15 protein-coding genes are annotated in these 18,950 nt (G+C 70.6%); 7 read left to right on the forward strand and 8 right to left on the reverse strand.

The features are described from left to right. Positions 1-46: 46 nt before the first annotated feature. The 4 genes from ACTWP5_RS02025 to ACTWP5_RS02040 all read right to left on the reverse strand — a co-directional run bounded on the left by ACTWP5_RS02025 (position 47) and on the right by ACTWP5_RS02040 (position 6,343). Positions 47-1,366: an MFS transporter gene (locus tag ACTWP5_RS02025; protein WP_443218885.1), complete on the reverse strand. Its 1,320-nt coding sequence runs from the start codon at positions 1,364-1,366 to the stop codon at positions 47-49. Further along, a complete protein-coding gene (locus ACTWP5_RS02030) occupies positions 1,363-2,865 on the reverse strand; it encodes a glycosyltransferase family 87 protein (RefSeq protein WP_443218886.1) in 1,503 nt (500 codons plus the stop codon). The genes ACTWP5_RS02025 and ACTWP5_RS02030 overlap by 4 nt, the downstream gene beginning before the upstream one ends. A 248-nt stretch (positions 2,866-3,113) precedes the next feature. After that, complete coding sequence (locus ACTWP5_RS02035) at positions 3,114-3,419, reverse strand: hypothetical protein (RefSeq protein WP_443218887.1); 306 nt, start codon at positions 3,417-3,419, stop codon at positions 3,114-3,116. A gap of 182 nt (positions 3,420-3,601) precedes the next feature. Further along, positions 3,602-6,343 (reverse strand): transglycosylase domain-containing protein, encoded by a 2,742-nt coding sequence (locus ACTWP5_RS02040; protein WP_443218888.1) that lies wholly within the window; start codon positions 6,341-6,343, stop codon positions 3,602-3,604. A gap of 920 nt (positions 6,344-7,263) precedes the next feature. Between ACTWP5_RS02040 and ACTWP5_RS02045 the strand changes: the two genes are divergently transcribed. Beyond that, a complete protein-coding gene (locus ACTWP5_RS02045) occupies positions 7,264-7,908 on the forward strand; it encodes a PadR family transcriptional regulator (RefSeq protein ID WP_443218889.1) in 645 nt (214 codons plus the stop codon). A gap of 49 nt (positions 7,909-7,957) precedes the next feature. Next, positions 7,958-9,040, forward strand: a complete 1,083-nt coding sequence (locus ACTWP5_RS02050) for an inositol-3-phosphate synthase (RefSeq protein ID WP_443218890.1) — start codon at positions 7,958-7,960, stop codon at positions 9,038-9,040. A 100-nt stretch (positions 9,041-9,140) separates the two neighbouring features. On the opposite strand, the gene ACTWP5_RS02055 is transcribed toward ACTWP5_RS02050, so the two are convergent. The 3 genes from ACTWP5_RS02055 to ACTWP5_RS02065 all read right to left on the reverse strand — a co-directional run bounded on the left by ACTWP5_RS02055 (position 9,141) and on the right by ACTWP5_RS02065 (position 12,148). Next, positions 9,141-10,172 (reverse strand): alanine racemase, encoded by a 1,032-nt coding sequence (locus ACTWP5_RS02055; protein ID WP_443218891.1) that lies wholly within the window; start codon positions 10,170-10,172, stop codon positions 9,141-9,143. Between the two features lie 209 nt (positions 10,173-10,381). Beyond that, the gene (locus ACTWP5_RS02060) at positions 10,382-11,500 is read right to left on the reverse strand and encodes a lipid II:glycine glycyltransferase FemX (protein ID WP_443218892.1); all 1,119 of its coding nucleotides are present in this window, start codon (positions 11,498-11,500) and stop codon (positions 10,382-10,384) included. A 327-nt stretch (positions 11,501-11,827) separates the two neighbouring features. Beyond that, the gene (locus tag ACTWP5_RS02065) at positions 11,828-12,148 is read right to left on the reverse strand and encodes a hypothetical protein (protein WP_443218893.1); all 321 of its coding nucleotides are present in this window, start codon (positions 12,146-12,148) and stop codon (positions 11,828-11,830) included. 228 nt (positions 12,149-12,376) lie between these two features. Here ACTWP5_RS02065 and rpsF point away from each other — a divergent pair, with 228 nt between their 5' ends. The 4 genes from rpsF to rplI all read left to right on the forward strand — a co-directional run bounded on the left by rpsF (position 12,377) and on the right by rplI (position 14,157). After that, positions 12,377-12,667, forward strand: coding sequence for a 30S ribosomal protein S6 (rpsF, locus tag ACTWP5_RS02070; RefSeq protein WP_443218894.1), 291 nt, complete (start codon positions 12,377-12,379; stop codon positions 12,665-12,667). Positions 12,668-12,778: 111 nt separating this feature from the next. After that, complete coding sequence (locus tag ACTWP5_RS02075; protein WP_443218895.1) at positions 12,779-13,351, forward strand: single-stranded DNA-binding protein; 573 nt, start codon at positions 12,779-12,781, stop codon at positions 13,349-13,351. A gap of 91 nt (positions 13,352-13,442) precedes the next feature. Continuing rightward, positions 13,443-13,679: a 30S ribosomal protein S18 gene (rpsR, locus tag ACTWP5_RS02080; RefSeq protein ID WP_241059930.1), complete on the forward strand. Its 237-nt coding sequence runs from the start codon at positions 13,443-13,445 to the stop codon at positions 13,677-13,679. Between the two features lie 28 nt (positions 13,680-13,707). Beyond that, on the forward strand, positions 13,708-14,157 hold the full coding sequence (gene rplI, locus ACTWP5_RS02085; RefSeq protein ID WP_443218896.1) for a 50S ribosomal protein L9: 450 nt from the start codon (positions 13,708-13,710) through the stop codon (positions 14,155-14,157). Positions 14,158-14,274: 117 nt separating this feature from the next. On the opposite strand, the gene ACTWP5_RS02090 is transcribed toward rplI, so the two are convergent. After that, positions 14,275-15,648: an MATE family efflux transporter gene (locus tag ACTWP5_RS02090; protein ID WP_443218897.1), complete on the reverse strand. Its 1,374-nt coding sequence runs from the start codon at positions 15,646-15,648 to the stop codon at positions 14,275-14,277. Between the two features lie 716 nt (positions 15,649-16,364). Between ACTWP5_RS02090 and ACTWP5_RS02095 the strand changes: the two genes are divergently transcribed. Continuing rightward, positions 16,365-18,905 (forward strand): replicative DNA helicase, encoded by a 2,541-nt coding sequence (locus ACTWP5_RS02095; protein ID WP_443218935.1) that lies wholly within the window; start codon positions 16,365-16,367, stop codon positions 18,903-18,905. Positions 18,906-18,950 lie beyond the last annotated feature (45 nt).

Genomic DNA, 18,950 nt, shown 5'->3' on the forward strand with positions numbered 1-18,950 from the left:
GCCGTCGCGTCGCCTTCCTGGGTGGCTCGGCGGCGTTCGGAGCGTGTCAGGGACGGCCAGAGGCGATCGTTTCACGTGAAACAGCCCGGCGGTGGAGCCGGTACACCACGACGGCCGTGCCCGCGTAGAGAGCCGAGACGCCGAGCAGCAGGGGCACGGAGCGGCCGTCGTGCGGGAGCACGAGGGCGGTCAGGCCGGCTGCGGCCACGAACGCGACGTTGAAGAGCATGTCGTACAGCGAGAAGACCCGACCGCGGTAGGCGTCCTCGACCGAGGACTGCACCACGGTGTCCGTGACGATCTTGGCTCCCTGCGAGACCACGCCGAGGAGGAAGGCCGCGACGAGCGTGGGCACGGGGCGGAAGAAGAGACCGAGGGCCGGCACCATCACCGCCGCCAGGGCGGCGCAGCTCGCGAACCAGCCCAGGCGCCCCAGCCTGGCCACCGCCCAGGGCGTCACGAGCGTGGCCGCGAAGAATCCCGCCCCGGAGACGGCGACCGCGGCGCCGAGAAGCGCGATGCCGTCACCGTCGCCGTCCCCCCACGCGTAGCGCGTCAGCATGAGCACCATGACCAGGAGTGCGCCGTAGCAGAAGCGCGTCACTCCCATCGCGCCGAGGGTCCACGCCGCACGCGGACGCTCGGCGAGGTGACGGAAGCCGAGAAGGAGTCCTCGGGCTGTGCTCGCCAGCGCCGTGGTCAGTCGCGCGACGACGGTGGTGGGGTCGGGGCCGAGGAGTCCTCGCGCCATGCGGAGGGCGGCGAGTCCGGCCAACAGGTAGACGGCGCCCGCCATGGCCACGGCGAGCGCGTCCTCGGCACCCGTGGTGCGGGGGAGAGCCTGCGCCAGGACGGCCACGCCGGCGCCGATCGTGGCGGCCAGGGTGCCCGCCGTGGGACTGAGGGCGTTGGCGACGACCAGGCGCTCGCCGTCGACGACACGCGGGAGGGCGGCGGAGAGGCCAGCCAGGATGAAGCGGTTGACCGCCGTGACGGAGAGAGCGGAGAGGTAGAAGATCCAGTCGGGGACGCCGCTGAGGATCAACAGGCAGGTGGCGGTGGTGAGCAGCGTACGGAGCAGGTTGCCGTAGACCAGGACCTGGCGGCGGTTCAGGCGATCCAGGAGCACGCCGGCGAACGGACCGAGCAGCGAGTAGGGCAGCAGGAGCACCGCCATGGCGGCGGCGATGTCGGTGGGCGTCGTCTGTTCCTCGGGTGAGAAGACGACGTACGTGGCGAGGCCGGCCTGGAAGAGGCCGTCGGCGAACTGGGAGAGCAGCCGAACGGTGAGCAGGCGACGGAAGCCGGGGAAGCGCAGCAGGGTGCGGAGGTCGGTGGCGACCCCGTCGTGCCGGTCGCGTTTCACGTGAAACGTCTCGGGTCCGGGGGGAGAGACGCCTTGCTCGGTGGACCGTCGTGGCCCGAGCCCCACTGGACGTAGGGGCGGGGGTGCGTCGCGGCGGGCTGCCATCGGTGGTGGCGATCGGGGACGCCGTCGAGCACTCCGCCGCCCGGATCGTCGGAGCCGTCGCGCCGCACCGGATCGTGCTCGGGACGCAGCACGTCGCGGATGATGAGGGCGCAGAGATAGAGCGTGCCCGCGAGGTGGATGAGAATCGCGAGGTGGTACCCGCCCGGAGGCAGGCCGTGCTGCGCGCCGCCGTTGGTGTACGCGAGGTACATCCAGATGCTGAGGAAGTACAGCACCTCGCAGGCCTGCCAGATGAGGATGTCGCGCCAGCGAGGTCGTGCCAGGACGGCGAGTGGGATCAGCCAGAGCACGTACTGGGGGGAGTAGACCTTGTTGGTGAGGATGAAGAGGGCGACGACGAGGAAGGCGAGCTGGGCGAGCCGGGGCCGACGGGGAGCGAGGAAGCCGAGGAGCGCGATGCCCACGCAGCCGATGAGGACTGCCGCGGTGGCCGCGGTGTTGACGGTGTCCGAGGTCAGGGAGAGGCCGGTGCGGTGGTCCAGCACCAGCCAGACGGAGCCGAAGTCGATGGGCCGCTCCCGGCTGAACGTGTAGAACGTCACCCAGCCGTCCCAAGCACCCAGCATGAAGGGGAGGTTCACGGCCAGCCATGCGGCGGTGAAGGCGGCGGCTGTCTGCGCGAAGGCCCGCCAGCGCCGGGCGCGCCAGCAGAGGATGAGGAGCGGGCCGAGGAGCAACACGGGGTAGAACTTGGCCGCCGTCGCCAGGCCCAGCAGCACGCCGGCGGCCACGGGGCGGGAACGGGACCACATCAGCAGGGCGGCACAGGTCAGGGCGCCGGCGAGCAGGTCCCAGTTGATGGTGGCGGTCAGGGCGCCGGCCGGGGCGAGCGCGACCAGCAGGCCGTCCCAGGGTCGACGGGGCTGGATCCGGGTCACGCAGACGGCGATGATGACCGCGCAGGCCATGAGCAGGCCCGAGTTGACGAGCCAGTAGAGCTGCTCGGGCCGGGGGCTGTCGCCGCCCTGCGGGGTCAGCCAGTCGGCGAGCTGCATGAACAGGCCGGTGAGCACGGGGTATTCGAGGTACTCCATGCTGCCGGAGAGATGCTCGGGGATGCGGTCGACGTACGGGATGACGCCGTCGGCGAAGCCACGGCCGTTGTACAGGTGGGGGATGTCGGAGTAACAGGCGTGGGTGTACTGGGCGGCGGGTCCGTAGAACCAGCCGCTGTTGTAGCACGGCAGCTTCTGCACCATGCCGAGGGCGAAGGTGCCGATCGCCACCAGGGCGACGACGCGGACGGGAGTCCACCAGCCGCCGCCGGGGATGGCCCGCCGGCCCGCGGGGCCGCCGATCAGCTCGCTGCCGGCGGCGGCCACCTCGTCGTGGGCGGTCGGCAGCACGGTGGTCCGGGGGGCTGGATGGGCCATGGCCCCATCTTGCCGTACGGGGTGGCCCGCGCCCGCCCACTCCCCGTTCGTTCCCTTCGCACGGCTCACACGGCGCACACAGCTCGTCCAGCTCGTGCAGCTTCGTACGGCCCGAGTAGCCCGTACAGTCCGAGCAGCCTGTGCGGCCTTGCAGCTCAGGGTTGGCGGTTCCACACTGCGGTCACCATCTGTGCTGAACACGACGCGGAGCGTGCGGGGCTCTCGCGTCGTGGTCAGTCACCGTGGCCTCAGGACGTGCTGACGTGCCGCCGCGTGCGGGGCTCGCGGGCTCTCAACGTCGGCGTGGTGGGTGGGTCGACGGAGCAGGACTTGTTCTCCTGCGCCGAGATCGTGATCAGCCCCGCCGCGTAGGCGCGCGCGCCGAGAGCGACACGGCCGGTGGCTCCCAGGTACGTCATGAGCCACTGCACCCGACGCTGCACACTGCGGTGGCTCAGGCCGACACGGTAGGCGACGCGGGCATCGTCGTAGCCGCGCGTGAGCAACTCCAGGATGCGCAGGTCGAGGGCGTCTGGCCGCTGCCGTTCACCCATGACACTCCCCCCTCCCTCTGACGCGGGACTCGTCCCCGCGTGTACGGCACATCGAGTCTGTCACACGGCCCAGACGTCCGTCTGGCCCGACATGGAAGGGCCGGGCGGGTGACGCAATTACGCCACCCGCCCGGCCCGGACGACGGGTCGGGCCCGTCAGCCGCGTGGTCGGCCGCCGTGTGTCAGCCGCCGTCCTCGCTGTTGCCGCCACCGCCGATGATCCAGCCCCCGGAGTCACCGGAGCTGCCCTCGTTGCCCTCGCTGGTGCCTGTGTCGGCGCCCTCGTCCGTGCCCTCCGTGGTGCCTTCCGAGGTGCCCTCCGACTCGCCCTCGGTGGTGCCCTCGTCGGCCCCCTCGTCGGTGCCGCCCGTCTCACAGTTCCAGTAACACGTCTCGGTGGGATCCGGTTCGGGGCTGGTGGGATCGGCCGTGTCGGTCGGGTCCGGGTCGGGGGACTCCTCCTCCGTCGGGTCCGACGACGGGTCGGGCTCGTCCTGATCCGGCGGCGTCACCGGCAGATCGGGCTCCGGGGCCGTGGCGCCACCGCCGTAGACGACCTCACCGAAGTCCGGCACGTCGCGGAACTCCTCGGCGTCGTGGCCGGCGGTGGCCTCCTTCATGAAGTTCACCCAGACCTCCAGCGGCAGCGAGCCACCGTTGATCCGATCCAGGCCGGCCGTGTCGTACATCGACATGAAGCCCATCTCCTCGCCCTCCGCGAGGTCCTCGCGGCTCTCGGGCATCCGCCACATGCCGATGGCGGTGGAGAGCTCCGGGGTGTAGCCGACGTACCAGGCGCTCTTGTTGTCGTCGGTGGTGCCGGTCTTGCCGGCCGACGGGATGCCGATCTCCTGCGCCCCCTGGCCGCTGCCGTTCTCCACCACACGGGCCAGCGCCTCGGAGACGGTGTCGGCCACGTCGGGCTCGAACGCCTCCTCGGTCTGGTCGAAGTCGGAGCCCTCGTGCTCGAAGACCGTGCCCGTGGCGTTCTCCACGAGCGTGACCGAGTACGGGTCGGCCTGCTCGCCGTGGGCCGCGAAGGTGGCGTAGGCCGAGGCCATGCGGATCGGTCCCGGCGTGGAGACACCCAGGGCGAACGAGGGCACCCGGTCGGTGTGCGGGCCGAGGCTGTCCTCCAGCAGGCCGGCGTCGACCGCGGCCTCGGCCACCATGTCGGGGCCGATGTCCATACCCAGCTGCACCATGGGCGAGTTGGCGGAGACCTCCATCGCCTCCCACAGCGTGATGTCGCCCTGGGAGTCACCCTCGAAGTTGGCCTGTCTCAGCCTGATGGTCTCGCCGGTCTCCTCGTCCTGACCCTCCCAGACGGTGCCGTCGTAGTTCCTGATCAGCAGGCCGTCCTCGCTGCGATAGACGCTGTCCAGCGAGATGGGCGTGCGATCCTCCTCGCCCTGGTCCGGCCCCTCGTCCGGGTTCCTGATGCCGTCGCGCAGGGCCGCCGCGATGACGAACGGCTTCATCGTCGAACCGACCTGCGCCATGGGGCTGTCGGCGTTGTTCACGTAGTGCTGGAGGTAGTCCTCGCCGCCGTAGATCGCGACGATCGCGCCGTCGCCGGGGACCACCGAGGCGCCGCCGAACTGGACGAACCGGTCCTCGTCGCGGGCCTCCGGGTCGATGTACTCGTCCATCACCTGCTGGACCGCGGACTCCATGTGCCCCACCAGCTCCTTGTCGAAGGTGGTGTGGATGCGGTACCCGCCCCGGGCGAGCTCGTCCTCGCTCAGGATGTCGTTGTTCATCAGGTAGTTGTCGGCCAGCAGCGTCAGATACCCGATCTGGCCGGCCTTCTCCTGGGACGGCGTCATCGGGTTCGGCATCGGGAACGTGTCGTACTCGCTCCGCTCCGCCTGCGACAGCGTGCCGACGTCGACGCGCCGGTCCAGCACCCACGACCAGCGGTCCTCGGCGGCCTCCAGGATCTCCTGGTCCGGCTCGTCACCGCCGTTCACGAACGGGTCGTAGTTCCCCGCGCCGTTGAGGAGGGTGGCCATGTACGCGCACTGACTGGCGTTGAGCTCGGAGGCGTCCTTGCCGTAGTACGCCTGGGCGGCGGCCTGGATGCCGTACGTCTGGCCGCGCCCGAAGTACGAGGTGTTGAAGTACCCGGCGAGGATGTCCTCCTTGGTGTACTCGGCGCCGACCTTGATCGACAGCAGCAACTCGCGGGCCTTGCGCGAGAGCGTCTGCTCCTGCGACAGGTACGTGTTCTTCACGAACTGCTGCGTGATGGTGGAGCCGGACTGGACGTCGCCGCCGCGCGCCATGTTGAGCACCGCGCGGCCGATGCCGATCGGGTCGATGCCCGGGTCATCCCAGAACGTGTCGTTCTCCGCGACGATCGCCGCTTCCTGGCACGCCGCGGGGATGTCGGTGATCTCGACGTTCTGCCGTGTCAGGCCGCCCTCGCCGCCGGAGGTCACCATCTGGCTGCCGTCGGCCCAGTAGTACGTGTTGGACTGGGAGAGGGCCAGGGTGTTCTCGTCGGGGATCTCGACCATGGCGTAGGCCACACCCACCAGGCCGATCAGCATGCCCATGAAGGTGAGGGTGGAGCCGAGCACCTGCTTCCACGACGGCACCCAGCGGCGCAGGCCGGTGTATCCCGAGCGCGGATAGTCGATGAACCGCTTCTTGCGCGGCGGCGCCGCCCGGCGTCGCCTCCCGGCTCCGCCGGCCACGCCTTCCGCCGCACTGGCGGCGCGTCGTCTCCCACCACCAGCGCGCTGCGCCGCGCGGCGTGCCTCCGCCCGGCTGCCGTACGGGCGCTCCGGTGTGGCGCCCGGGGGCGGTGGAGGGGGCGCGGGCTTCTCGGCCCGGGGGGCCGGGGCGGCGCGCCGGCCGGACGGCGGCGCAGCGCGGCGGCCGCGGGACTGCGGCGGCTTGCGACGGTGCTCGCTCATGGGGCAGCTACTCCTCGGACGGACACGGAACACCTGCTGGGCAGGCTCTCAGACGGCATCCTTCTCCCCCGGCGCGTGCCTGGCCCTCCACACGGCTCCTGGCGCACGAAACCTGGAACGAGGACGTCCACAGGCATCCCAGGGTTCCCGGCGGTGGTGTTCTGCACGGCCCCAGAGTACGCAGCGTCAAATCCCTCAACTCTGCTCGGATGGCATTTATTTAACGCATATCGCTCCGATCGAAGTGGAGATGTGACCGCCGTCACCCCGCTTTCCGGCCCGCCGGAGGCTGGTGGCGGGCCTGTCCGACAGGTCGCCGGACCTGGTCTTCTGCCTCGTCGGCCCGCGACGTTCTGCCTCGTCGTACCGGGTCGTGGCACCGGGCGGCGGGTCGGGGCGGGTCGGGTCGGCGGGGTGGGCCCGTGACGGGTGCGCGCGGAGGCGTGGTGGCGGCTTGCGGGCGACGTGGTGGCGGCCTGGTGGCGGCTTGGTGGCGACGGCAGGCGGGAGAGGGCGGCAGAGGAGACGCCAGAAGAACGGAGGCAGAGGCACGGAGGCAGAGGCACGGAGGCAGAGGCGCGGAGACAGAAGCGTGGACGCCGGAGGAGGGGCCGCCAGAGGAGAGAGGACAGGAGGGCGCCGAGGTCGGCGGTGCGGCGAGCCGGGAGGGAGGGAAGGGGCCGGTGGTCGCAGGACGAGGGTGTGGCAGCCCGGGCGGCGGGCCAACGGTTGCGGGCCGGGGAGCCGGAGGCGACGACAGTTCATCGGTGGGGAGCCCGAGGAGGGAGTGCTTGCCGGAGCGACCCCACCCGGTCTATCGTTGCGATGTATCGGACCGATACATCGGGGCGATAGGCGTCGCTCGTGGATTCGAAAGGCGAGCCACGGCGACCAGCCGACGACGGGAGGTGGCTGCCCTGGTGAGCCGGCGCTCAGGGGTGCTGGAGTTCGCCGTGCTCGGGCTCCTACGGGAGTCCCCGATGCACGGGTACGAGCTCCGCAAGCGGCTGAACACCTCCCTCGGCTTCTTCCGCGCCTTCTCCTACGGCTCGCTCTACCCGTGCCTGAAGGAGCTGCTACGGCAGGGCTGGCTCGTGGAGGAGCAGTCGGGCGCCGCCGAAGAGAGCCGGCCGGCACTGACCGGCCGGCGCGCCCGGATCGTCTACCGCCTCACCGCCGAGGGCAAGGAGCGATTCGAGGAGCTGCTGGACCAGACCGGGCCCGACGCGTGGGAGGACGAGCACTTCGGCGTCCGCTTCGCGTTCTTCGGCCAGACCTCGCGGGACGTGCGCATGCGCGTGCTGGAGGGACGGCGGAGCCGCCTGGAGGAGCGCCTGGCGACGATGCGGGCCTCCCTGGCCCGCACCCGCGAGAAGGTCGACGCCTACACGCTGGAGCTCCAGCGCCACGGCATGGAGTCGGTTGAGCGGGAGGTGCGCTGGCTCAACGAGCTCATCGAGAGCGAGCGCGAAGGGCGCGGCGAAGGGCGTGACCACAGCGGGTCCGAGAACCCCGAGGTCGGGGTCGAGCAGAACGACACCGACAGGAACACCGACATCACCTGACTACCCCCGCCATCGGGGGTCAGGACGACACACACAGGGAGCAACCGGAATGGGTTCGGTTCGTGTAGCCATCGCCGGCGTGGGCAACTGCGCCGCATCGCTGGTGCAGGGCGTCGAGTACTACAAGGACGCCGCCCCGGACAGCCGGGTCCCCGGTCTGATGCACGTCACCTTCGGTGACTACCACGTCTCGGACGTCGAGTTCGTGGCGGCGTTCGACGTGGATGCCAAGAAGGTCGGCATCGACCTCGCCGAAGCCATCGGCGCCAGCGAGAACAACACCATCACCATCTGTGACGTCCCCCCCACCGGCGTGACCGTGCAGCGTGGCGAGACCCACGACGGCCTGGGCCGGTACTACCGCGAGACGATCGTCGAGTCCGACGAGGAGCCGGTGGACGTCGTCCAGGTCCTCAGGGACACCCGCGCCGACGTCCTGGTCTGCTACATGCCGGTGGGCTCCGAGGACGCGGCCAAGTACTACGCCCAGTGCGCCATCGACGCCGGCGTCGGCTTCGTCAACGCCCTGCCCGTCTTCATCGCCGGGACCAAGGAGTGGGCCGACAAGTTCACGGCCGCCGGGGTCCCGATCGTCGGCGACGACATCAAGTCGCAGGTCGGTGCCACCATCACCCACCGCGTGATGGCGAAGCTCTTCGAGGACCGCGGCGTCATCCTCGACCGCACGATGCAGCTGAACGTCGGCGGCAACATGGACTTCAAGAACATGCTGGAGCGTGACCGCCTGGAGTCGAAGAAGATCTCCAAGACCCAGGCCGTCACCTCCCAGATCCCCGACCGCGACCTGGGAGAGAACAACGTCCACATCGGTCCCTCCGACTACGTGGCGTGGCTCGACGACCGCAAGTGGGCGTACGTCCGCCTGGAGGGCCGCGCCTTCGGTGACGTGCCGCTGAACCTGGAGTACAAGCTGGAGGTCTGGGACTCGCCGAACTCCGCGGGCGTCATCATCGACGCGATCCGCGCGGCGAAGATCGCCAAGGACCGTGGCATCGGCGGCCCGATCCTGTCGGCCTCCTCGTACTTCATGAAGTCCCCGCCCGTGCAGTACTTCGACGACGTGGCGCGCGAGAACGTCGAGAAGTTCATCCGCGGCGAGCTGGAGCGCTGATCCGGCCGCCACGGCGGGAACGCACACGGAAGGGCCCCGGGAGCGCGAGAACCCTCGCGGCCGGGGCCCTTCCGTCCCGGGGAGCGTCCCGGGACGCGGGTCAGACGTCGACGACCCGGTCCACCTGCGTCGTCGTGTGGCGGAGGATCGCCTTCAGCTCGTCCCCCACCTTCGGCCCCTTCGCCTCCGCCGGCACGAACAGGATCGACACCTGCATGTGCGGCGGCTCCGCGAACCACCGCTGCTTGCCGTCCCACAGGAACGGCGAGAGGTTCCGGTTCACCGTCGCCAGGCCCGCGCGCGCCATCCCCTTGGCCCGCGACGTCATCCCGTGCAGCGCCTTCGGCGCCTCCAGGCCCACACCGTGCGAGGTCCCCCCCGCCACCACCGCGAGCCAGCCGTCGCCCGGCGCCTTCTGCTGCCGGTACCCGAAGCGGTCCCCCTTCGCCACGGGCGTCACGTCCAGCACCGCGCCCCGGTACTCCGTCGCCCCGTGGTCCCCGAGCCACAGCCGCGTCCCGATGCGCGCCCGGAACCGCGTCTGCGGGAACTGCTGCCGCAGCCGCAGCAGTTCCTCCGCCGTGAGGTGGCTGACGAACATCGTGTCCAACGGAAGCCGCGCCGCCCGCAGACGGTCCATCCAGCCGATGATCTCCTCGACCGCGTCCGTGCCGTCGGTGCGGTCCAGCGGCAGGTGGATCGCGAAGCCCTCCAGCCGCACCTCCTCCAGCGCCGCCTGGAGCTTGCCGAGATCCCGCGGCGTCACCCCGTGCCGCTTCATCGAGCTCATGACCTCGACCACCACCCGCGACCCGACCAGCCCGTACACGCCGTCAACCGACGAGGCGGTACGAATCACCCGATCCGGCAGGGGCACCGGCTCCTCACCACGCCGGTAGGGCGTCAACACGAGCAGGTCGCCGCCGAAGCGGTCCTTCATCGGCGCCGCCTCGTACGTGGTCCCCACGGCCAACATCTCGCAGCCCAGCAGCCCCACCTCCTCGGCCAGCCGATCGTGTCCGAAGCCGTAGCCGTTGCCCTTGCACACGGGCACCAGGTCAGGGAAGTCAGCCGCCACCGACCGCTGGTGCGCCCGCCAGCGGTCCGTGTCCACATAAAGGGTGAGCGCCATGGCCGGGGAGACCCTCTCTCGTGTTGTGCTGCGTCGTGCTCGTTCTGCTCGTCGTGGCTCGTTACGTCAGTCTGCTCGTTCTTCTCGGTTCGCGCTGGCGTACTGTCCGTACATCCCGCGCTGGCTGTCCGTACCGTCTGTCCATGCCGTTCTCCGCGCCGTTCTCCGCGGCGCGCTCCGCCTCGCCGTCGCCGTCGCTGTCGCCGTCGTCAGCGCCGTGACATGTAGATGTCCAGCGCCTTGTGAAGAAGCTTGTTGAGCGGGAAGTCCCACTCGCCCAGGTACTCCGCGGCCTCCCCGCCGGTCCCCACCTTGAACTGGATCAGGCCGAAGAGATGGTCGGTGTCCTCCAGGGAGTCGCCGATGCCCCGAAGGTCGTAGACGTCCGCCCCCATCGCGTGCGCGTCGCACAGCATGCGCCACTGCATCGCGTTGGACGGGCGCACCTCCCGCTTGTGGTTGGCGGAGGCACCGTACGAATACCACACGTGCCCGCCCACGATCAGCATCGTGGCCGCCGCCACCGGCTCCCCCTCGTGCAGCGCGAGGTAGAGCCGCATGCGGTCGGAGTCCTCGGCGTTCAACGAGCGCCACATGCGCTGGAAGTACATCAGGGGGCGCGGACGGAACCGGTCGCGCTCCGCCGTCACCTCGTAGAGCGCCTGCCACGTGGGCAGGTCGTCGTACCCGCCCTGGACGACCTGCACCCCGGCCTTCTCGGCCTTCTTGATGTTGCGCCGCCACAGCTGGTTGAAGTCCTTCATGACCTCGTCGAGGGAACGGCCCCGCAGCGGGATCTGGAAGACGTACCGCGGCTGGACGTCCCCGAAGCCGGCACCGCCGTCCTCCCCCTGCTGCCAGCCCATCCGCCGCAGCCGGTCCGCCACCTCGTAGGCCTTCGCCTCGCGGAACGTCGGCTCCACGTCGCGTAGTCGCTTCGCCTCGGGGGACTGGATGCCCGCCTTGACCGCCGCGGCGTTCCACCGCCGGATCACCACCGGGGGGCCCATCTTCACGGAGAAGGCGCCCTGCTTCTTGAGGTGGTCGAGCATCGGCTTGAGCCAGTCCTCGAGGTTCGGCGCGTACCAGTCGATCACCGGACCCTCGGGCAGGTACGCCAGGTACCGCTTCACGCGCGGCAACTGCCGGTAGAGGACGAGCCCCACACCCACCAGCCGGTCCGAGCGGTCGAACCAGCCCAGCGACTCCGAACGCCACTCCGCCTTCACGTCCCCCCACGCCGGCACCTGCATGTGGCTGGCCGAGGGCAGCGAACGGATGTACGCCAGATGCTGGTCGCGGCTGATGGTCCGCAGGGTCAGGCTCATACGGGCGCTCCTTAAGGCGTCAGTCCCAGGGTCCAGGCGCAAGGTCTGGCCGAAGCCTAACCGCGCCGCTGGTGCCGCGGGACGACACCGTGAGGGCCACCCTTTCGCACGCCGCCGGGCGCCCGCCAGCCAGGTGGACACGGACCGCCGTCCGACGCGCCGCTCACCTCCCGCGCGCCGCGCCGGCCCTCGACGGCCTCAACGGCCCTCAGCCACCCCCGACAGCCCTCGACGACCCTCCACGGTCCTCGACGAGCCCGCTGTGGTGGCTCGGCGCTTCGGCGCTTCAGCGGTGCGAACGGCTCGGCGGTTCGGTGGTGCGACGGCTCACCCGAGGAGGCCGCCGAAGGGGCCGCCGTGGGCGATCCCCAACGCCAGCCCGACGGCGGACGCGCCGAAGCCGATGATCAACAGGAAACGCTCGGCCGTCGTGACGGACACCAGCTGCCCGTATCCCCCCATGGCGATCCCGACGATCCCCACCCACGAGCTGACCAGGTGCAGACCCGGCGCGAGGGTGGTCAGCGCCGCGATCGCGCCCAGCACCACCGTGACCACGGCGAACGTGTTCTCCCGGGGGTGATCGTGGCCGTCGGTGTTCAGAGCGTTCAGCACGGAGAGCGGACCGTGATGCGCTGCCTGTGTCATCAGGCACCTCCAGACTCCTGACGCCGACGCGGCGCCGCGCATACGCATACCCGACGTGTCCAGACTGCTCCCTGTCCCGGGCTGATTTCAACCGGAAGAGGAAGACCGGGTACGGTGTACTGTCCGACCGGTGTCCGGCCCCGCGCCCGGCACCGACACGGAACGCATCACGACCCTCCTGCCACGGAACGCCCGTGGCCGCACAGTCCAGAGGAGGTGGGTTTTCGCATGCGTCACTACGAGGTGATGGTGATCCTCGACCCTGATCTGGAGGAGCGCGCCGTCGCCCCCCTGATCGAGAACTTCCTGTCCGTCGTCCGTGACGGCGGTGGCAAGGTCGAGAAGGTCGACACCTGGGGCCGTCGCCGCCTGGCGTACGAGATCGAAAAGAAGCCCGAGGGCATCTACTCCGTCATCGACCTGCAGGCCGAGCCCGGCACCGTCAAGGAGCTCGACCGCCAGATGAACCTGAACGAGTCGGTCCTGCGGACGAAGGTCCTGCGCCCCGACACGCACTGAACCTCGGCGCCAGCGGCCCCCACGGGCCAGGTCCCGTCAGGGGCCAGTGTCAGAGCCATACGTAATCATCGCAGCATCAGCAGTTACCCCCCCCGCCGAGAGGTTCTACCAATGGCAGGCGAGACCGTCATCACGGTCGTCGGCAACCTCGTCGATGACCCCGAGCTGCGCTTCACCGCATCGGGTGCGGCCGTCGCGAAGTTCCGCGTCGCGTCCACCCCCCGCACCTTCGACCGGCAGACCAGCGAGTGGCGGGACGGCGAGACGCTGTTCCTGACCTGCTCCGTCTGGCGGCAGGCCGCGGAGAACGTCGCCGAGTCGCTCACCAAGGGCACTCGTGTCATCGTCCAGGGCCGGCTCAAGCAGCGGTCCTACGAGGACAGGGACGGCGTCAAGCGGACGGTCATCGACCTGGAGGTCGACGAGGTCGGCGCCAGCCTGCGCAACGCCACGGCCAAGGTCACCCGGACCGCCGGGCGCGGCGGCCAGCAGGGTGGCGGCGGTGGCGGCGGCTGGGGTGGACCCGGCGGCCAGGGCGGCGGCCAGCAGGGCGGCGGCCCCGGCGGCGACCCGTGGGCGACCGGCGCTCCCGCCGGCGGCCAGCAGGGCGGCGGCGGTGGCGGCGGCTGGGGTGGCGGTGGCGGTGGCGGTGGCGGCGGGTACTCCGACGAGCCGCCCTTCTGACCTGGGCCCGACGACGGGACCGGACCCCGGGCCGGACCTGGGCCTGGCCTGATCCGACCTGACCGGAACGACTGAAGAGACCGAAGAGACCATGGCGAAGCCACCCGCGCGCAAGCCCAAGAAGAAGGTTTGCGTTTTCTGCAAGGAAAAGATCACCTACGTCGACTACAAGGACACGAACCTGCTGCGGAAGTTCATCTCCGACCGCGGCAAGATCCGTGCCCGCCGAGTCACCGGCAACTGCACCCAGCACCAGCGTGACGTCGCCACGGCCGTGAAGAACAGCCGCGAGATGGCGCTGCTGCCGTACACCTCGACCGCCCGCTGACACGAGACCTGAGGAGGGTGGCAAAGCTATGAAGATCATCCTGACCAACGAGGTCTCCGGTCTGGGCACGGCCGGCGACGTCGTCGAGGTGAAGGACGGGTACGCCCGGAACTACCTGCTCCCGCGGAACTTCGCGATCCGCTGGACCAAGGGCGGGGAGAAGGACGTCGAGCAGATCCGCCGGGCGCGGAAGATCCGCGAGATCGCCTCCGTCGAGCAGGCCAACGACATCAAGGGCCAGCTGGAGGGTCTGACCGTCCGGATGAAGGTCCGGGCCGGCTCCGGCGGTCGCCTGTTCGGCTCCGTGACGCCCGCCGACATCGTGAACGCGGTCAAGGGCGCCGGCGGTCCCGACGTGGACAAGCGCCGCATCGAGCTCGGCACGCCGATCAAGAGCCTCGGCGCCCACCGGATCGCGATCCGGCTGCACCCCGAGGTCGTCGCCAACGTCGGCCTCCAGGTGGAGGCGTCGAAGTAACGCACACGGTCCACGCCGACGTGACGCCTCGGGGCGTGTCCACGGACACGCCCCGAGGCGTTTCCGGTCGGTCGGCGGCGTTCCGGCCGGTGGACGGGAGGGCGGCGGGGCTGGACGCTACGCCCGCACCGCGCCCGTGACCACCCAGCGGCCCGTGCGGGCGCGCAGCCCCAGCGTGACGAGCCGGGTGCCCATCATCAGCCCGGCGATCGCCCACCACAGCGTGGTCACGCCGCCGCCGAGCCGGGGAAGAAGCAGCGCGACCGGGGCGAAGAGCGCCAGGGTCAGCAGCATCGCTCCCGCCAGGTACGGCCCGTCGCCCGCGCCCATCAGCACCCCGTCGAGCACGAAGACCACCCCCGCTATCGGCTGCGTCACCGCCACCACCAGCAGCAGCGTCAGCAGCGTGTCGCGGACGGCCTCGTCGTCCGTGAACAGGCGCAGCAGCAACGGGCTGGTGGCGGCCGTCAGCCCGCCGAGCACCACGCCCGACACCACGCCCCACCCCACCATCCGGCGGCAGGCCGCCCGCGCGCCCTCGGCGTCGCCGGCGCCGAGAGCGCGCCCGATGATGGCCTGGCCCGCTATGGCGATGGCGTCGAGGACGAAGGCCAGCAGCGTCCAGATGGTGAGGGCGAGCTGGTGGGCGGCCATGTCGGTGTCGCCGAGGCGGGCGGCGACGGCCGTGGCCACCAGCAGCACGGCGCGCAGCGAGAGGGTGCGCACGAGCAGCGGAACGCCGGCGCGGGCAGTGGCGAGCACCCCGGTGACGGTGGGGAGGAGCGAGGCGCCGTGGCGGCGGGCGCCGCGCACGACGACGCGGAGGTAGGCGGCGGCCATGGCGGCCTGGGCCAGGACCGTGCCCCAGGCGGAGCCGGCCACGCCCCAGCCGAAGCCGTAGATGAACAGCGCGTTCAGCGCGGCGTTGGCGGCGAAGCCGGCGACGGCCACGTAGAGGGGGGTGCGGGTGTCGTGCAGGCCGCGGAGGACTCCGGTGGCGGCGAGGACGATCAGCATGGCCGGGATGCCCAGCGCGCTGATCCGCAGGTACGTGACGGCGTGGGGCGCCGCGCTGGCCGAGGCGCCGGCCGCCTCGACCAGCGCGGGGGCGGTCGGGACGATGACGACGGCGAGGAGGACGCCGAGGAGGAGGGCCAGCCAGATGCCGTCGATGCCGTGCCGGAGGGCGGCCGACAGGTGCCCCGCGCCCAGGCGGCGGGCGACGGCCGCCGTGGTGGCGTAGGCGAGGAAGATGAAGATGTTCACGCCCGTCGTCAGCAGCGCGGCGGCGACCCCGAGGCCGGCGAGCTGGGGGGTGCCGAGGTGGCCGACCATGGCGCTGTCGACGAGCAGGAAGAGCGGCTCGGCGACGAGCGCGCCGAAGGCCGGCAGGGCGAGCGCGAGAATCTCGCGGTCCTGCCGCCGCCGCTTCCGGCGGTGATCCCCGTCACTGCGCGTAGCGGAGAGGGTGCTCGGCAGGGTGTGTGGCATGATCCCGATCCAAGCATCCACAGGTAATGGGTGCAAGGGGATTCTGTCACTTACTTTCGGGCTGGGGCGGTGTGACGGTCGGCGTTCCCTGTCGTGATCTCGACGAGTGAGCCAAAGTTTTTTCCACCCACAGGCGGTGGATGGTGATTGCGCAGGTCAGGCGGCATGCTGCGCGATCTTGATCGAGTCGTCCACAGCGTCGTCCCCTGCTTTGTCCACAGGAAACGCCGCACTGTCCACAGGGTCTGATCTGATGTCCACATCAGCCTGTGGATAACTTGGTTGGCCCCCCGCCCTCTCCCCCTTAGCGTTGGTCCCCGCTTGCCTGGGTGTCGCCCGCGCTTCGGACAGGGCTCGACGCGCCGTAACCCTGGTGGGCGGCTGACTGTCAGTGCTGTGCCGTATGAAGGACCCGTGCGAAGGGCAGGCCCGGCTCGGCCGTCAGCCGAGCGGGAGCCGAGGCCGGGAGGAGGTGGGGAGAGGTGGCTGAGGACCTGGGCGGGCCCTCGTGGGATCGCGCGGTGGGCGCCGGCGGCGGCGACCGGCCGACGATGACGCGCCCCCGTCGGGGAGACGCGGGCGCACCAGGAAGGAACGGCTCGGCGGGCCCGGAGGACCCCCCCGAGCCGGACGAGCCCGGCGGGGCGGGCGAGCCCTCGGCGTTCGAGCGCATGCCCCCGCAGGACCTGGCGGCGGAGCAGGCCGTGCTGGGCGGCATGCTGCTGTCGAAGGACGCCATCGCGGACGTCGTGGAGGTGCTGCGCGGCCAGGACTTCTACAAGCCGGCGCACGAGGTGATCTACGCCGCGATCCTCGACCTCTACGCCAAGGGCGAGCCGGCCGACCCGATCACCACCTCCGACGAGCTGACCAAGCGCGGAGAGCTCGCGAAGGTGGGCGGCGCGGGATACGTCCACTCCCTGGTGAACACGGTCCCCACGGCGGCCAACGCGGACTACTACGCGGGCATCGTCCGCAACCGGGCGGTCCTGCGCCGGCTCGTGCAGGCCGGCACCCGCATCACCCAGATGGGATACGCGGCCGACGGCGACGTCGACGACATCGTGGACGCCGCGCAGGCCGAGGTCTTCGCGGTCACCGAGCAGCGCACCAGCGAGGACTACCTGCCGCTGGGGCAGATCATGGAGGGCGCCCTCGACGAGATCGAGGCGATCAGCAACCGCAGCGGCGAGATGACGGGCGTCCCCACGGGCTTCACGGACCTGGACTCCCTGACGAACGGCCTACACCCGGGCCAGATGGTCGTGATCGCGGCCAGGCCCGCCATGGGCAAAAGCACCTTGGCGCTGGATTTCGCTCGATCCTGCTCGATCAAGCACAAACTGCCCAGTGTGATCTTCTCCCTGGAGATGGGGCGGAACGAGATCGCGATGCGGCTGTTGTCGGCGGAGGCGCGGGTGGCCTTGCACCACATGCGGTCCGGCAGCATGACCGACGAGGACTGGAACCGCCTGGCTCGCAAGATGGCCGAGGTCAACGAGGCGCCGCTGTACATCGACGACTCGCCGAACCTGACGATGATGGAGATCCGCGCCAAGTGCCGCAGGCTGCGCCAGCGCAACGACCTCCAGCTCGTCGTGATCGACTACCTCCAGCTGATGCAGTCAGGCGCCAGCCGGCGTCCCGAGAGCCGTCAGCAGGAGGTCTCGGAGATGTCGCGGAACCTCAAGCTCCTGGCGAAGGAGCTGGAGGTCCCGGTGGTGGCGCTGTCCCAGCTGAACCGTGGCCCGGAGCAGCGCACGGACAAGAAGCCGATGGTCTCTGACCTGCGGGAGTCGGGCTGTGTGACGGCGGGGACCCGCGTGCTGCGCGCCGACACGGGGGCCGAGGTCTCCATCGGGGAGCTGCTGCGAAGCGGTGAGCGGGACGTTCCCGTGTGGTCGGTGGACGAGCGGCTTCGGCTGGTGCCGCGGACGATGACCCACGTCTTCCCGAGCGGGACCAGGGAGGTCTTCCGGCTCCGCCTGGCCTCGGGCCGGGAGATCGAGGCCACGGCGAACCATCCGTTCCTGACGTACGAGGGGTGGACCTCGCTGGAGGACCTGGCCGTGGGAACACGGGTCGGTGTGCCACGGCGGTTGGACGCTCCGTCACGGACGGCCGCGTTTCCTGAGCCGGAGGTGGTGATGCTGGCCCACCTGCTCGGCGACGGCTGCGTGGCGCCGCGGCAGCCGATCCACTACACGAGCAACGACGAGGCGAACCTCCGCGCCGTGGAGGAGGCGGCCGAGCACTTCGGTGTGACGCCCCGTCGCGTGCGCCAGTCCTCGTGGTGGCACGTGTACCTGCCCGCGCCGGGGCGGGTCGGACGTGGTCGTCGGAATCCGGTGGCCGAGTGGCTGGACCGGTTCGGTCTGTACGGCAAGCGGGCACACGAGACGTTCCTTCCGCCCGAGGTCTTCGCGCTCCCGGACGAGCAGGTCCGTCTCTTCCTGCGACACCTGTGGGCCACGGACGGATCGGTGACCGTCTCCGGTACGGGCGCGGTGCGCGTCTACTACGCGACGACGAGCGAGAGGCTGGCACGTGACCTTCAGCTGCTGCTTCTCCGGGTGGACGTGCGGGCCCGGTTGAGGCGGGTGGGAAACACCAGGGGACGGCCCGGCTGGACGGTGGACATCTCAGGAGCGGACGACCAGCGGCGTTTTCTGGACGAGGTCGGCGTGCACGGGGCGCGTGCACGGCACGTGCTCTCGGCCAGGGAGCGGCTGCGCGGCGTCCGCGCCAACACGAACCTGGACACGGTGCCTCGGGAGGTCTGGGACGCGATCCGGGAAACACTGCGGGACCAGTCCCTCACGGTCCGGGCGTTCCAGGCCTCGTTGGGCACGCGGTACTGCGGATCCTCCCTCTACCGCTCCGCGCCCAGCCGGGGACGGCTGAGCCAGGTCGCGGAGATCCTGCGCGACGAGGACCTCCAGCTGCTGGCCACGAGCGACGTCTTCTGGGACAGCGTCGTCTCCGTCGAGAGCATCGGCGAGCAGGACGTCTACGACGCGACCGTGCTGGGCACGCACAACTTCGTCGCCAACGGCATCAGCGTCCACAACTCGATCGAGCAGGACGCTGACATGGTGATCCTGCTTCACCGGGAGGACGCCTACGAGCGGGAGTCGCCCCGGGCGGGGGAGGCGGACCTGATCGTCGCGAAGCACAGGAACGGTCCCACGGCGACGATCACGGTGGCGTTCCAGGGGCACTACTCGCGGTTCGTGAACATGCAGGGGGGCTTCTGACGCGGGGGGTGGGAAGCGGGAGATGGGACGCGGGAGGCCGGGGCC

The organism is Streptomyces sp. 4N509B (assembly GCF_052245655.1).
In the GTDB taxonomy this organism is placed as follows: domain Bacteria; phylum Actinomycetota; class Actinomycetes; order Streptomycetales; family Streptomycetaceae; genus Streptomyces.